The organism is Sorangium sp. So ce362, assembly GCF_051519845.1.
GTDB lineage: Bacteria > Myxococcota_A > Polyangia > Polyangiales > Polyangiaceae > Sorangium.
In genome coordinates this window covers 1,041,897-1,055,554 of record NZ_CP150332.1, presented here as the reverse complement: position 1 = coordinate 1,055,554, position 13,658 = coordinate 1,041,897, and the positions used below count along the sequence as shown (strand labels likewise).

General features: G+C 71.7%; 13 protein-coding genes. 4 read left to right on the top strand and 9 right to left on the bottom strand.

The genetic code is table 11. The annotated features are described in order from the left end of the window. The first annotated feature begins 8 nt into the window (after window positions 1-8). Entirely contained in the window at window positions 9-1,946 is a 1,938-nt protein-coding gene (locus WMF17_RS04200; protein ID WP_437648234.1) for a glycoside hydrolase 5 family protein, read from the top strand. Window positions 1,947-1,962: 16 nt separating this feature from the next. Here WMF17_RS04200 and WMF17_RS04195 read toward each other — a convergent pair whose 3' ends face one another. The 4 genes from WMF17_RS04195 to WMF17_RS04180 all read right to left on the bottom strand — a co-directional run bounded on the left by WMF17_RS04195 (window position 1,963) and on the right by WMF17_RS04180 (window position 5,586). Beyond that, complete coding sequence (locus WMF17_RS04195; RefSeq protein ID WP_437600664.1) at window positions 1,963-2,235, bottom strand: extensin family protein; 273 nt, start codon at window positions 2,233-2,235, stop codon at window positions 1,963-1,965. Window positions 2,236-2,251: 16 nt separating this feature from the next. Beyond that, window positions 2,252-2,539: an extensin family protein gene (locus WMF17_RS04190; RefSeq protein ID WP_437651284.1), complete on the bottom strand. Its 288-nt coding sequence runs from the start codon at window positions 2,537-2,539 to the stop codon at window positions 2,252-2,254. Window positions 2,540-2,617: 78 nt separating this feature from the next. Next, window positions 2,618-4,795, bottom strand: a complete 2,178-nt coding sequence (locus tag WMF17_RS04185; RefSeq protein ID WP_437648232.1) for an ABC transporter permease subunit/CPBP intramembrane protease — start codon at window positions 4,793-4,795, stop codon at window positions 2,618-2,620. Further along, window positions 4,792-5,586 (bottom strand): ABC transporter ATP-binding protein, encoded by a 795-nt coding sequence (locus WMF17_RS04180; protein ID WP_437648230.1) that lies wholly within the window; start codon window positions 5,584-5,586, stop codon window positions 4,792-4,794. Before WMF17_RS04180 ends, WMF17_RS04185 begins: the two co-directional genes overlap by 4 nt. A 184-nt stretch (window positions 5,587-5,770) precedes the next feature. On the opposite strand from WMF17_RS04180, the gene WMF17_RS04175 reads away from it, so the two are divergent. The 3 genes from WMF17_RS04175 to WMF17_RS04165 all read left to right on the top strand — a co-directional run bounded on the left by WMF17_RS04175 (window position 5,771) and on the right by WMF17_RS04165 (window position 8,842). After that, complete coding sequence (locus WMF17_RS04175; protein WP_437648229.1) at window positions 5,771-6,016, top strand: hypothetical protein; 246 nt, start codon at window positions 5,771-5,773, stop codon at window positions 6,014-6,016. Window positions 6,017-6,078: 62 nt separating this feature from the next. Beyond that, window positions 6,079-6,906, top strand: a complete 828-nt coding sequence (gene thiD, locus WMF17_RS04170) for a bifunctional hydroxymethylpyrimidine kinase/phosphomethylpyrimidine kinase (RefSeq protein ID WP_437600660.1) — start codon at window positions 6,079-6,081, stop codon at window positions 6,904-6,906. Between the two features lie 250 nt (window positions 6,907-7,156). After that, a complete protein-coding gene (locus WMF17_RS04165) occupies window positions 7,157-8,842 on the top strand; it encodes a protein kinase domain-containing protein (RefSeq protein WP_437600659.1) in 1,686 nt (561 codons plus the stop codon). 177 nt (window positions 8,843-9,019) lie between these two features. On the opposite strand, the gene WMF17_RS04160 is transcribed toward WMF17_RS04165, so the two are convergent. The 5 genes from WMF17_RS04160 to WMF17_RS04140 all read right to left on the bottom strand — a co-directional run bounded on the left by WMF17_RS04160 (window position 9,020) and on the right by WMF17_RS04140 (window position 13,652). Next, entirely contained in the window at window positions 9,020-9,529 is a 510-nt protein-coding gene (locus WMF17_RS04160) for a hypothetical protein (RefSeq protein WP_437600658.1), read from the bottom strand. Between the two features lie 415 nt (window positions 9,530-9,944). Next, window positions 9,945-10,529, bottom strand: coding sequence for a hypothetical protein (locus tag WMF17_RS04155; RefSeq protein WP_437648227.1), 585 nt, complete (start codon window positions 10,527-10,529; stop codon window positions 9,945-9,947). Between the two features lie 464 nt (window positions 10,530-10,993). Beyond that, window positions 10,994-12,325: a tolB protein gene (locus WMF17_RS04150; protein ID WP_437648225.1), complete on the bottom strand. Its 1,332-nt coding sequence runs from the start codon at window positions 12,323-12,325 to the stop codon at window positions 10,994-10,996. After that, window positions 12,316-13,176 (bottom strand): TonB C-terminal domain-containing protein, encoded by an 861-nt coding sequence (locus WMF17_RS04145; protein WP_437648223.1) that lies wholly within the window; start codon window positions 13,174-13,176, stop codon window positions 12,316-12,318. The genes WMF17_RS04150 and WMF17_RS04145 overlap by 10 nt, the downstream gene beginning before the upstream one ends. Continuing rightward, a complete protein-coding gene (locus WMF17_RS04140; protein ID WP_437486552.1) occupies window positions 13,173-13,652 on the bottom strand; it encodes a biopolymer transporter ExbD in 480 nt (159 codons plus the stop codon). Before WMF17_RS04140 ends, WMF17_RS04145 begins: the two co-directional genes overlap by 4 nt. Window positions 13,653-13,658: the final 6 nt, after the last annotated feature.

The window sequence follows — 13,658 nt, the reverse complement described above, 5'->3', positions numbered from 1 at the left end:
CGAGGGATATGCACCGCAATTTCGCCAAAGTCGCTGTTCGTCAACAGGCCGTCGCCTGGCTCGGGGCCAATTTCTGGTCGAGGCGCGGCGGCCCGCTCATGTGGCAGAGCTACGATCCGGCCCTGGTCCGCGAGGAGCTCCGGGTGCTCGCCGAGCACGGCCTCACGATGACCCGATCGTTCTTCTACTGGCCCCATTTCATGCCGGAGCCCGACCGGATCGACGAGGGCTGCGTGGAGCGCTACGGCGATTTCCTCGAGGCGCATGTGGAAGCCGGCCTGACCACGATCCCGACCCTCCTCGTCGGCCACATGTCCGGCGAGAACTGGGACCCGGCCTGGCGGCGCGGGCGAGATCTCTACGGGGACGTGTGGATGGTCGCCCGCCAGGCGTGGTTCGGCGAGCAGATGGCGCGGCGCTTCGCGGGCCACCCGGCGGTGACCGGCTGGCTCATCTCCAACGAGATGCCGATCTACGGCGAGCGCGAGCGCTCGATCCGCGAGACGGTCACGAGCTGGGCGGGCCTGCTCGTGCAGGCGCTGCGGGCCGGCGGGGCGAGCCAGCCAATCTCGATCGGCGACGGCGCGTGGGGCATCGAGGTCACCGGCAACGACAACGGGTTCTCCGTCCGCGACCTCGGCGCCCTCGTCGATTTCCTCGGCCCGCACGTGTACCGGATGGAGAACGACCTGGTGCGCCAGCATTACGGCGCGGCGTTCGTCTGCGAGCTCACGGGCTTCCTCGGCAAGCCGGTGGTGCTGGAGGAGTTCGGCGTGTCCTCGGGCTTCGCGTCCGACGAGAACGCCGCGCACTACTACCGGCAGGTCCTCCACAACACGCTGCTGGCCGGCGCCACCGGCTGGATCGGCTGGAACAACACCGATTTCGATCTCATTCACCAGGATCCCTACAGGCATCACCCCTTCGAGCTCCACTTCGGGCTGACGACCACCGACGGTCGCCCCAAGCCGCAGCTAAAGGAGATGGCCCGCTTCGCCAGGGTGCTCGCCGACATCGACGTCCTCGGCTGCGAGCGCGAGCCGGCCGACGCGGCGCTGATCGTGCCGTCGTACCTGGAGGGCGCGTTTCCGTTCACCGAGGCCGAGGATCGCAGCTACCTGTTCACGATGCTGCGACAGGCCTACATCGCGGCGAAGGAGGCGGATCTGCCGCTCGGGCTGACCCGGGAGCGGGACGGGATCGCCGAGGATTGCCGGCTGTATCTCCTACCGTCGGCCAAGCAGCTCACCGCGCCGAGCTGGCATCTCCTGGAGCGGCTGGCCTCGGGCGGCGCGGTGGTCTATGCGTCGTACTCCCACGGCACGCACGGGTCGCAGCGCGGTCCCTGGTACGCGCACCTCAATGCGATGTTCGGTGTCGAGCACCAGCTGCGCTACGGCATGGTCGACCCGATCGAGGGCGATCGCGTGACGCTCACCTTCGAGCGCCGGTTCGGCACGATCGCCGAGGGCACGACGCTCACATTCCCGGTCGCCGGCACCGAGCACAGCCGCGCTTACCTGCCGGTGCGGCCCAGGGGGGCGGAGGTCGTCGCGGTCGACGAGCGCGGCCGGCCGGCGCTGTTGCGGCGCCAGATCGGGAGCGGCAGCGTCGTGCTCTGCACCTACCCGATCGAGCACTTCGCCGCGGCGACCCCGCGGATCAACCCGGAGCCCACCTACAGGCTGTACGACGCGCTCGCCGAGCTCGCCGGCGTGCGGCGGCCGGTGATCGTGGACGACCCGCGCGTCGCGGCCGACACCCTGCGCCACCGGGATGGCCGCCGCTTCGTCTTCCTGGTCAGCCAGGCCGGCGAGCCGCTCTCGGTCGAGCCCGAGGTGGCCTCGGGACACCTGACCGAGCTGGGCGGCCAATCCCCGGTCCACGCCGTGGAGCTCGCGCCGTACGACGTGCGGATCCTCGAGCTGCGGGCCGGGCCGCGGTGAGCGCGGGGGCCGCGGCTCAGTACCAGCGCGGCGTGCCGCAATCGATGTGCGGGTGGTCCCGGCGGCTCGCGTCGCAGTCCGGCCCGAGGACGCGCGATGCCGCCCCCTCGGCGCGGAGTCGACGGGTCACGCCGCGGAGAAAGCGCCCCTCGCGGGTGCTCGGGTCGTTCCCGTAGCGCACATAATCGCGGAGCACGCTGATCGCGCGGCCGCGCTTCGGCGAGAAGCGCGCGACATCGAATGCATTGCCGAACGAGTGCTCGCTCAGCACCGCGCTCCACCGGCGCATCCTGCCGACCACTTCCCTAGCAAGCGTAGCTCCCCAGGGTGCTGATGCGGGAGATCGGCGAGCTCAGGTGCGCTTCCGCCTCTCCCTGGACCACGCGCTCGATATCGGCCAGTCGGAGGGCCAGCGAGCAGTCGACCTGAAGCGGAGGCGAGTAAACGATGCCAGTCGGGCCGCGCGTCAGCAGCACGCCGTGCGGGATGCCGCACCCCTTCTTGCTGGGCTTCGCGATGTCCGGCAGCGGCTGAAACCGCGCGCCGGAGAGCTTGAGCGCGTCGCGGCACTCCGCGCCTGCGGCCGCGGCGATGTGGTTCCACTGGCGCTGCGCTCGCGGCGGCCGCCCATCCCCGAGCGCCCGCCCACACCGCCACCGCGTTCGCCAGCCTCAGTCCGCTCCCGCGCCGTCTCCGACAGCCTCGCTCTCTCGGCGCTCGCTCGCTTTCGTCGCCGCCCCGTCTTCCGGCTCTCCCGGCACCGTCGACCGGAGCAGGAGCAGCCCGGCCAGCGACACGACCGCCCCCGCGGCCGTCACGCTCCACGGCAGCACCTCTCCCTCGATGATGCCCTGCACCGACGGCGGCTTGAAATAGAGCAGCGACACCGCGAGCCCGTTGCTCAAGGCGTGCAGGAGCGCCCCGGGCAGCACCGAGCCGGTGCGGTGGCGCGCGTAGCCGAGCACCAGCCCGAGCGAGAACGTCGGCAAGAGCCGGTACACCGAGCCGTGCGCGAGCCCGAAGAGGAGCGCCGACACCCCGATCGCCACCGCGGGCCCGGCGCGGCGCAGGCCGGAATAGACGAGGCCGCGGAACAGCAGCTCCTCGCAGACGGCCGGCGTCACGGCGACGAGCAGCAGCACGACAGGGTACGGCTGCCCGCCGAGCAGCACGAGCTCGCCGAGCTCGCGGGCGAAGGGCTCCGGCGCGGGGAACCACCGGAGGACGGTGCCGCCGATCGCGGCCCACGCCGACACCCCGAGGAGCAGCGCCCCGGCGAGGCCCCGGACCGAGGGCCGCCGGAGGCCGAGCGTCGCCCGCGGCGAGTAGCCGAAGCCAGCGACCAGCGCGAGGGTCGGGGCGAGAAAGAAGCCGACCTGCGAGACCGCGAGCTGGACGGCCACGCTGGCGCGGGCGATGAGCAGGCTGCCATAGAAGAAGAGCACCTGGACGCCCGCGAACGCCGCCAGCGAGAACCCGGCCGACGGCGTCCCGCCGGCCCGGCGCCGGAGGCCCAGCACGGCGCGCGCCGACTCCTGGCCCCCGAGCAGCACGTTCTCGCGCTCGAACACGCGCGCGGCGAAGAGGAGCGCGAGGCAGGCGTAGAGCGCCGAGGAGAGGAGCGCCGTGAAGAGGAGATCGGCCGGCGCCTCCCCCACGAACAGCGCCTTGATCAGCACCGCGATGTTGAGGACCGGAGCGTAGGCCGTCCACGGGTTGAGCTCGACCACCGGCAGGGCCGTGATGCCGGCGAGCAGCGAGAGCGGCAGGTACGCCGGCATGAGCGCGTTCTGGCCGTCCTTGAAGTCCTTCGCGAACACGGCGAGCGCGAGGAACAGCGCCGAGAACAGGAGCGTGACCGGCACGAGCAGCGCGAACGTCAGCGCGAAGATCCAGGGATCGACGACCATCACGTCGGGCAGCATCCGGCTCACCGTGAGCGACAGGCTCACCACGTTGCCGAGCGCCGTGAGCAGCGAGATGACCCACACGGCCAGGAATTTGCCCGAGATGATCTCGATGGATCGCACGGGCGCGCACAGCAGCGTCTGCATCGTGCCGCGCTCCTTCTCGCCCGCCGTGAGGTCGATCGCCGGGAGGAAGCTGCCGAGGAGCGACATCAGGATCAGCATCATCGGCATCATCGAGCCGAGGATCTGGCCGACCTTGCGGCTGTCGGCCGCGACGTCGCGCGGCACGACGTCGTAGGCGATCGAGAACCCCTCGGGCAGGCCGCGCGCCGCCTCTCGCTCCGCGACGATGGCCGCGCGGGCGCGCCGCAGCGCGCCCTGGAGGCGCGCCTCCGCCGTGGTCGAGTCGGCGCGGACCGAGTCGAAGTAGATCGCGACCGAGCCCTTTCCGCCCCGCCCGAGCTCGGTCCCCAGCGAGGGCCACGGGACGAGCACCGCGTCGACCTTGCGCTCGCTCACCGCGGCGCGCGCCGCGGCGAGCACGGGGTTCTCCGGCTCGGTCCACCTCGGCGGCGGGTCCTCGGCCCCGGGCGCCTCCTCCTCCTCGCTCCGGGGCACCGGTCCCGCCGGCGGCGCAAGCGCCCCCGAGAGGAGCCCGTCGCGCACGTCCGGCGGCGCGCCGGCCCACGGCACGAGCTCGATCTTGCCCGCCGGCTCGAGCCGCGTCCGCAGGCCCTCGGCCAGCTCCCCCCACACCGCGATCCGCGACGCGCGCGCCTCGCGCGCCGCCGCCTCGGAGCCGATGAGCTTGCTCATCCCGAGCGCGAAGAGCGGATAGAGGAGGATCGGCACGAGGACGAGGCGCACGAGCGTGCGCCGGTCCCGGAGCGACTCGACGAGCTCCTTGCGGAGGATGGTCCAGACGATGGCGAGCCTCATCGCGCCGTCCCTCCCGGAGCGGACGCGCCGGCGCCCCCGGGCGTATCGCGCGCCTCGCGCGGGCGGCGCCGCTCCACGTGGTGGAGGAAGGCGTCCGTCAGGTTCGTCGTGGCGGTGCGCGCGAGGAGCTCCGGCAGCGCGCCGGTGTCCGCGATGCGCCCCTCATGCACGAGGGCGATCCGATCGCAGAGGTACTCGGCCTCGCCCATGATGTGCGTCGAGAAGAGGACGGCCCTGCCCGCGGCGCGCTCGCGCCGGATCGACTCGACGATGAAGCGGCCGCTGATGATGTCGAGCGCGGTCGTCGGCTCGTCGAGGATGAGCACCTCGGGCTCGTGGAGGAAGGCGCGCGCGATGTTGGCGCGCTGCTTCTGCCCCGCCGACAGCGTGCTGCACGGCCGCGAGGCGAACGCGTCCATCTCGAGGTCGGCCACGAGCGCGTCGATGCGGCGCGAGAGCGCTGCCTCGCCCATGCCGTACAGCCTGCCGAAGTAGCGGAGCACCTCGCGGGGCGTGAGCCGCTGGTAGAGCTGGGTGTCGCCCGAGAGAAAGCCGATCCGCTGCTTCGCCTCGAGCGGCCTCGCGGCGAGGTCGACGCCGCCGATGAGGACGCGCCCCGCGGTCGGCGACAGGATGCCGGCGAGCATCCGCAGGGTCGTCGTCTTGCCCGCGCCGTTCGGCCCGAGCAGGCCGACGATCTCGCCGGTGTGCACGGCGAGGTCGATCCCGTCCACGGCCGTGAAGTCGCCGTACCGCTTCACCAGCTGCTCGGCGCGAAGTGCGGGGTGCATGGCGGCATGTCCTATTCGGTCCGCGGCGGGACGCAAAGCGCCGGTCGGCGCAGGGCCGATGCGCCGCAGTGCACGGCCCTGGCCGCGAGACGCCTGCCCGCGCCGCCCGATCGGCTCCTCCGGGCGTGTTCCGCGGCGCCCCCCTCGACGTCCGCCGCAGACCCCCTAGAATACCCGGAACGCCATGTCGACGAGCGCCCCTTCCATGCCCTACCGCAACAGCACGACGTCCGGGTTGGTCCAGTGCCCCTGCGGACACGGCCGTGACCACCACATGGTGAGCGCGGAGGCAGAATACCGCTTCCTTGGGTACATCCAGCTCGCGGTCGGGATCTCGGCCCGGCCGACGAAGGTGAAGTACAGGTGCCGTCGCTGCGACACGGTGTTCTCGACGACGACCGATCCCGCGGTCCTCGACAAGCATTACTGACGTGCGGCGCGGGTGCTCGTGAACGACACATGGCCGGCCGCCCCTCGCGGCCCGGAGGCTTCATGAAAGGCCGCGTCCTCATCGTCGCCGGGTCCGACTCGGGCGGCGGCGCCGGCATCCAGGCGGACCTCAAGGCGGTCACCGCGCTCGACGCGTACGGCGCGACCGCGATCACCGCGCTCACCGCCCAGAATACCCGCGGCGTCGCCGCCGTGTTCCCGGTGCCGCCCGACTTCATCGGCCGCCAGATGGAGCTCGTGCTCGACGACATCGGCGCCGACGCGATCAAGACCGGCATGCTCCACTCGGCCGAGGTCATCGCCGAGGTCGCGCGCGTCTACGAGCGCCTCGGCCGCGGCACGCCGCTCGTCGTCGACCCCGTCATGGTCGCCAAGGGGGGCGCGCGCCTGCTGGAGTCCGACGCGGAGGGCGCCCTGCGCGTCCGGCTCCTGCCGCTCGCCGCGCTGCTCACGCCGAACATCCCGGAGGCCGAGGCGCTGACCGGCACGGTGATCGACAGCGTGGACGCGATGCGCCGCGCCGCCGCGCAGCTGCTCTCCATGGGCCCGCGCGCCGTGCTGCTGAAGGGGGGCCACCTCCCTGGCGCCGCGGTCGTCGACGTCCTCCGGACCGCGCCGGAGCCCGGCGCCTCCGGGCGCCCCGGGGGTGAGCAGCTGTTCGAGGACGCGCGCATCGAGACGCGCGCGACTCACGGCACGGGTTGCACGCTCGCCTCGGCCATCGCCGCCGGCCTCGCCCAGGGCCTGGCCCTCGTCCCTGCGATCGCGCGTGCCCGCCGCTACCTCCGCGAGGCGATGCGCGCCGCGCCCGGGCTCGGCCACGGCCACGGTCCGCTGAACCACGCCCACACGGCGCGGCCGTTCTCCTGAACACCGCGCGGGGCGCCGCCCTCCTGTGGACGGCGCCGCGGCCGCGGCGGCCACGCGCTGCCGGCCGTGCGGCGCGCTCCCCGGCCCCGCCCCGTCCCGCGCCGAACGGGCAAGCCGCAACGCTTGTGCAACGACTCGTTGCGCCCGGGGCTCGAATGGACGACCCTGCGCGCAGTCCGTATCGACGTGCCGGCGCGTCAGCTTCGGCGCCGGCGCGGAGCTCTTCCTCACCCTTCGTGCGCCCGTGGCCGTGACCAAAGATCCCCTCCCTCCCATCGACGTCGGAACGGTCATCAACGACCGGTACGAGGTCCTGAAGAGCATCGGCAAAGGCGGCATGGGCGAGGTGTTCTTGGCCTTTGATCGCCTGACCCAGCAGCAGGTGGCGCTCAAGGTGGTGCCCGAGGCCTCCGCCATGCCGGGCGACGACGAGGCCCTGCGGCAGGAGGTGATCCTCGCGCAGAAGGCGCGTCACCCGAACGTCTGCCGCGTGCACGACCTCGCGCCGAGCACGTGGGGGCCCATCCTCGTGATGGAGTACATCCCCGGGCAGACGCTCCACAACCACATCCGCAAGCGCAAGACGTCCGGCGGGTTCAGCGCCGACGAGTTCCGCAAGATCTCGACCGACGTCTGCGCGGGGCTCGCCGCCATCCACCAGCAGGGGCTTGTGCACGGCGACCTGAAGCCCGGCAACGTGATGGTCGCCGACGATCGCGCCGTCATCCTTGACTTCGGCTTCGCGAAGGAGCGCGCCCGCGCGGCCGTGCGCAAGCCGGGTGCGCCCCCGGACGGCGGCACGCCTCATTACATGTCGCCGGAGCGGCTGCGCAGCGGCGGGGCGAGCCCCGAGGACGACGTCTACGCCGCGTCGCTGACGCTCTGGGAGATGTGGACCTGCCGCGTCCCCGAGCCCGGCTACAAGCCGCGGCTCAAGACGATGAAGCAGCAGATCACGTTCGACGTGCCCGCCGCGCTGACGAACGACGAGATCAGGCAGATCTTCCGCGGGCTGAACCCGGATCCGCAGATGCGCCCGCAGGCGCGGCACATGCGGTTCTTCAACCCGACGCAGACCACGACCGCGCCGATCCAGCTGCCGCGCGAGCGCATCGACCCCGGCCCGGCGCCCGGTCGGGCCATCAAGACGCAGTTCACCCCCGGCGCGCAGTCGCTGCTCATCACGTACGCCACGAACGCGCCGGACAGCGTCACCACGCTGTTCCCGCTGCAGAAGCCGGTGCTCTCCATCGGCCGCCGCAGCGATCAGGATCTCGTCCTGGCCGAGGCGACCGTCTCCGGGTCGCACGCGCTCCTTCGCTGGCAGACGGGCTCCTGGCTTGTCGAGGATCTGAACAGCACGAACGGCACGTACGCGGACTTCCCCTTCGAGCGCAAAGCGCAGGTCTCGCTGCTCCACGGCGCCGAGGTGCAGCTCGGCGAGTGCCGCCTCATGGTGGTCACGTTCGGACCGGACTCGCCGCACCACGACAAGGCGAAGCGCTACCTTGCGCGGCGCGACGGCCTCACGGGGCTGCTCGTGCGCGAGCACCTGATGAAGGCCATCGACGAGGACGGCTTCTTCGCCGAGTGGGCCGAGGTGCCGATGGAGATCGCGCGCTTCGAGCTCCGCGGCCAGAACGGCCTCGTGAGCCTGCGGCCGACGATCCTCGAGATGCTCGCGCTGCGCAAGGCGGCGCTTCAGGTTGTGGACCTGACCCAGACGCTGCTGCTCAGCCTGACGCCGGCCGCGGCCGGGCGCACCGGCCCGCTCACGTTCGTCGTCTCGATCGTGGGTCCCAACCTGGACGAGGCCCAGCATGTGGTCGAGCAGGTCGTCGCGCAGGTGCAGGGCACGCTCCCCGAGACGCTCGAGCTGACCGCCACGCTCGTGAAGTGCGAGCCCGGTCGCCCCGCGCGCACGCTGATCGACTGAGGGCGACGGCCGCGCCGTCGCGGCTACCGCGCGTTGCCGCCGACGAGCCGTCCTTCGGCCGGCGCCGTCGCGCGGCCGCGTGCTCGTTCGGAGGCGCAGCCCCCGTCATGCAGGACGCGTGGCCCGCTGGCGCGAGCCCACGCTCGCCGGCGGCTCCCGCGCCGGAGCGGCGAGCGCCTACTGGGACGATTCGCTGCAGGCCTCGCCCGGCGCAGCGACGTGGTCGATCACCACCTCGCCGGACAGCTTCCGGACGTCGATCTCCCCCTGCCAGATGAGCTCCGCGCTGCCCTGCGCGTCGACGACGTCCCGCAGCAGCCGCACGTAGATCTTGCGCGGGGCGACCTCGGGAATCGCCACCGCGAAGTCGAACGCGCAGACCGAATCACACCTCGGGTTCGCCGCGTCGGGCTCGTCCCTCTGGGTGATCTCGTAGATGCTGTCGATCCGGTCCACGTGCATCACACGCTGGCCGCAGCAGTTGAGCAGGAGCCGGCTGTCCGCGACCGTCAGGGATCCGCTCGATCGGTCGTAGCGCCAGCGCAGCACCTCGGCGCCGCAGTAGCTCTCCTCCCCCTCGACGGCGAGCCTCCGCTCCGGCTCCACGAAGCCGCCGGCCTCGCTCACGATCCCCACCTGCGCAGGCTCGGTCTCCAGACACGCGCTCAGGAGAACCAGCGAACCCACCGTTGCAAGTGCCCTACAGACCGCCGCGTACTTCATGCCCAGACTTCCTTGGCTATATGGCCCCACTGTTAAAATACGCCCAAAATGAAGAACCAGGGCTTCAATAAGAAGGCTCGATCTGTCTCTGCGGCAATTGTCGCGGAGACAGTCGCTGTCTGGCGTACGTAGGAGGCGCGTGCCACCACACCCCGGAGCAGCTGCACGCACACTCGAGTGTGATCTACGCGTTTCGGGAATAAATGTCCAGGTGAAACGTGGCAGAATACGCCCGGCTCTCTGACCTTGGACGTCATGGTCGGTCGACCTGCTCCAGCATCCCACCATCAAGGTGCGGCGCCAGACAGCTGCCCGCGATCCGTTGCCGGCCGCCCGTCCCGCCGACACAGCGCACGGCGGGGCGACGGGGGTGCGGTGGTCACCTCGAGGCGACGGTCGTGCTGCGCCGGCGCGGCGAGCTCTGCTCATGGCAGCCGGCGTCCGCGGGGGCGTCGTCGAGGACGACCGCGCCCGCGGTGACGTCCAGATCGAGGGTGCCGCTCCAGACCACGGCCGGACTGCCCTGCTGATCGACGACGTCGCGCAGCAGCTTCACATAGATCTCGCCCCGCGGGACGTCCTGCATGCCCACGGACAGATCGAAGGCGCACTGCTCGCTGCAGCGCCCCTCGACGTCGTCCGGCTCGTCCCGCTCGGTGACCTCGTAGAGGCTGTCGATCCGCTCGACGTGAATCGCGCGCTTCCCGCAGCAATCGAGCATCAAACGGGAATCGGCGAGCCGGAGCGTCGCCGACGGCTCGTCGTACTGCCAGCGGAGCACCTCGGCGCTGCAGTATCCCCCGTCCTCTCGCGGAGCGAGCCGGTGATCCGGGTTCCGGAACCCCCCCTGCTCGCTGATCCTCGTTTCGTGAACCGCCGCCACCGAGCTGCAACCACCGGCGCAGAAGGACCAGACGATCGCGATGGCGGTCCAGATACGGCTCGACACCATGCTCTTCTCCATGTTCGTTTCGCTGGCTGACCAGGGCGGCCTACAGCAATTCCCGTGCAATTTTCCAGCCAACTCACCCCTGAGCAGTCCGGAGGCTAACCGCGTCCGACGCAGCGGGCCAAAGAAGCAGTGACCGCCGGCGCGGCCTCCCTTCGCTCCGCTCTCCGCGGCAACGCACGTGATCGCGCAGGAGCTAGCCACGTCAGACGGGCCTGGGCCGAAGAAGTTGTCGGACGGAGAGCCCCTGGATCCAGCCGCGACGCGGCGCCCCCTGGTCCCGCGCGCCGGATGTCCGGGCCGCACCTCCCGCGGCGCGGCTCGCGGCGTGTCGCGCGCTGGAGCGGGGCTCTGGAGGCCGACCGCGCGGGACGCCTTGCCACAGCGTGTGCAGCGTCCGCACGCCGCGCCCCCGATCTGCGCAGCACCGCCGAGCTCGGGTCAGCGGGCGCCGCGGTGGAACGGCGCCCGCGAACGGGTCAGTTCTTCGCCTCGACGGCCTTGCCGTGAGGAAGGGGATCCCACCGCAGCGAGTCCCCGAGCAGGTTGGAGATGCGCTTGGGGCGCTGCCCGTCGACGCGCATGATGTAGAGCCCCGGGCCCTCGCCGGACGTGCGCGTGGAGAAGAAGGCCACGAGCCGCCCATCAGGGCTGCAAGCCGGGTACCCGTTCCTGCCCTGGCTCTGGGTCAGCCGCGCGAGGCCGCCGCCCGTCTCCCCCGAGACGACAAGGTCGGTGTTCTTGCCGACCCCGACGGCATAGACCGCCTTCACCCCGTCGGGGTGGTTGCAGAACGTGGGCGCCGACGCGAAGAGCCCCTCCGGCGAGATCGCCTTGCCGCCCACGTAGATGCGCTGCCCGTACCTGCCCTCGCCGGAGAAGGCGAGCTTGCCGGTCGGCGTGAACGCCGGGTGGAGCGCCATCCCCACCTCGGACGCCGGCTTGATGCTCTGGAAGTCGGGCCCGGAGAACAGCTTGATCGTCGACCCCACCCCGATGCTGAGCGCGACCTGGGAACGATCCTTGGAGAAGGCGATCCCGTAAACCGAGCCCTTCACCGGCAGCGCCAGCGGGCCGCCCGCCGGCGTGAAGATCTTGTACTCGTCGCCCTTCACGCTCGCCGCGTAGTGGAGCTGCTCGTTCTTCCCGAACACCGGGGCGATGGCGGTCTGATCGGGCGGCGAGACGGCCTTGGCGTCGTGCCCGTCGGCGTCGATCGTGAAGACGCGGCGCAGCGAGCCCGAGCCCGAGGCGAACGTCATGTGGCTGGCGAAGCCGCCGTTCTGGCCGGTGAGGGCGCCGATGAGCTGGTCGGCCACCCGGTGCGACTCGAAGCGCACGTCGCGGAGCGGCACGATGAACTTCTTGTCGAACACCGGGGCCTGCCCGCGGTTCACCAGGAACGCCTGGCCGACGAGCTCGACCTTGTCCGGGCCGACCTTCTTGCCGCGCACGCTCACGACCGCCTCGACCCCCTTCGCGGACCACGCCTTCACGTCCACCGGGCTGTCGGAGAGGTACAGGCCGTCGGGCGCGGCGCTGTCGGGCAGCACCTCGAACTCGCCGCACAGCTCGAGATCGCGCCGGACCACGCTGTGGAGCGTCACGTCCTCGGGGTCGGAGACGAGCGACGGCAGGACGCCGATCTTCGGGAGCGGGCGCGACGCGCCGGCGACGACCGTGATGTGACCGAGGATCTCGTCCGGGTTGGGGGGCGCCGTGGAGGCCGGCGCCTGCGCCGGAGCAGGGTTGGCAGCGAGCGCGGCGGCAGCGAGCGCCAGCGCGCCTAGGGCGTATTGAGCTAGTCGCATGTGGTCTCCCTACAGACGAACGTGACGCTGACCTGCTTCTGACCGAGGTCGGGATAGTTCTCGGGCGGCGGCGGCAGCGCCTGCCCCTTCGCCCCCTCGAGCGTCGCCCGCGCGGCCGCGTCGAAGATGGCATTCCCGCTCGGCGTCAGCGTGTAGCTCACCATCTGCCCGTCGGACAAAACGATCACCGCGCGCGGCTTGTGCTTCGTGAGCTCCTCCGGCGGGAGCCCCGAGCCGCTCACGCGGAACCTGCTCGAGAACCAGCCCGCGATGCGGGCCAGGTACAGGTCCACCGCGCGCGCCTTGAGGGGATCGGTCTCCGTCCCCTCGGCCACGCCGTCCTGGTGTCCCTCCTGGTCGACGTTGGCGACCTCACCGGCGTCGGTCTTCGGCTCGAGCTCGGTGTCGACCTGCTTCGCGATCTCGGCGTCGGGCGGCGGCGGCGCGGTGCCCGCGTCGGCGACCTTCACCTCCGGGGGCGGGATGTCCTTTTCGGTCTTGCCCGCGTCCGGCGACACGAACGCCTTCTGCTCGACGCGCGGCTTGGGCGTCTGGCGCACCCACCGGTCGGGCAGCTTCATCTTGTCGCGCTTGCCGCCCAGCTTGAGCAGCGGCGTGTCCATGTCGAGCACCGGGGTGACCTTCACCGGGACGCTCGGCCCCTTCTCGATCTCGGGCACCGCCGCGGGCACGGCGAGGTCCGCCAGGCTGACCGCCACGGCGGCGCCCGCCTGCACGCCCATCGCCACCGCGAGGGCGAGCGCGACGTCCCGCGGGCGGAAGTCGCTCTTCGGCCGGCGCTTCCCCGGCGGCGTCATCGGCCCGGGCGCGCGCGCCGCGGCCGGGCTCAAGGCGCCGCTCCTCCAGGTGGCGGCGCGCCGCCGCCGGGCCGCGGCGCCGCGCCCTCCGGCTCGATCTCTGGCTGGACGAGGAGGTTCAGCCCCTCGACCCCGGCGGCCCGGGCGGCGGCGACGACCCGCGCCACGGCGCCGTAGCGGGCGTCCTTGTCGGCGCGGATGTAGAGCTCCTTCTCCTTCTGTACGCGCCCGTTCGACGCGAGCACCCCCTCGATGTCGGCGGTCGCGTCGTCCTCACCGAAGAGGATCTTCTCCTCCTTCGTGATGGTCACGACGAGCTTCGTGTCCTTTGTCGGCGCCTCCTCGGCGGAGACGTTGGGCAGCTCGACCCGGAGCCCCGCCGTGAGCAGCGGGGCGGTGACCATGAACACCACGAGGAGCACCAGCATCACGTCCACGAGCGGCGTGACGTTGATCTCGCTGAACCCGCCGCCCCGCCGCCTGCGCCCTCCGCCCACCGACATCGCCATGACCGG

Bases quoted from the DNA above. Each gene is read 5' to 3' on its own strand.
- WMF17_RS04195 (WP_437600664.1), bottom strand. From the start codon at position 2,235: ATGCGCCGGTGGAGCGCGGTGCTGAGCGAGCACTCGTTCGGCAATGCA.
- WMF17_RS04185 (WP_437648232.1), bottom strand. From the start codon at position 4,795: ATGAGGCTCGCCATCGTCTGGACCATCCTCCGCAAGGAGCTCGTCGAG.
- WMF17_RS04175 (WP_437648229.1), top strand. From the start codon at position 5,771: ATGTCGACGAGCGCCCCTTCCATGCCCTACCGCAACAGCACGACGTCC.
- WMF17_RS04140 (WP_437486552.1), bottom strand. From the start codon at position 13,652: ATGGCGATGTCGGTGGGCGGAGGGCGCAGGCGGCGGGGCGGCGGGTTC.
- WMF17_RS04200 (WP_437648234.1), top strand. From the start codon at position 9: ATGCACCGCAATTTCGCCAAAGTCGCTGTTCGTCAACAGGCCGTCGCC.
- WMF17_RS04150 (WP_437648225.1), bottom strand. From the start codon at position 12,325: ATGCGACTAGCTCAATACGCCCTAGGCGCGCTGGCGCTCGCTGCCGCC.
- thiD (WP_437600660.1), top strand. From the start codon at position 6,079: ATGAAAGGCCGCGTCCTCATCGTCGCCGGGTCCGACTCGGGCGGCGGC.
- WMF17_RS04155 (WP_437648227.1), bottom strand. From the start codon at position 10,529: ATGGAGAAGAGCATGGTGTCGAGCCGTATCTGGACCGCCATCGCGATC.
- WMF17_RS04180 (WP_437648230.1), bottom strand. From the start codon at position 5,586: ATGCACCCCGCACTTCGCGCCGAGCAGCTGGTGAAGCGGTACGGCGAC.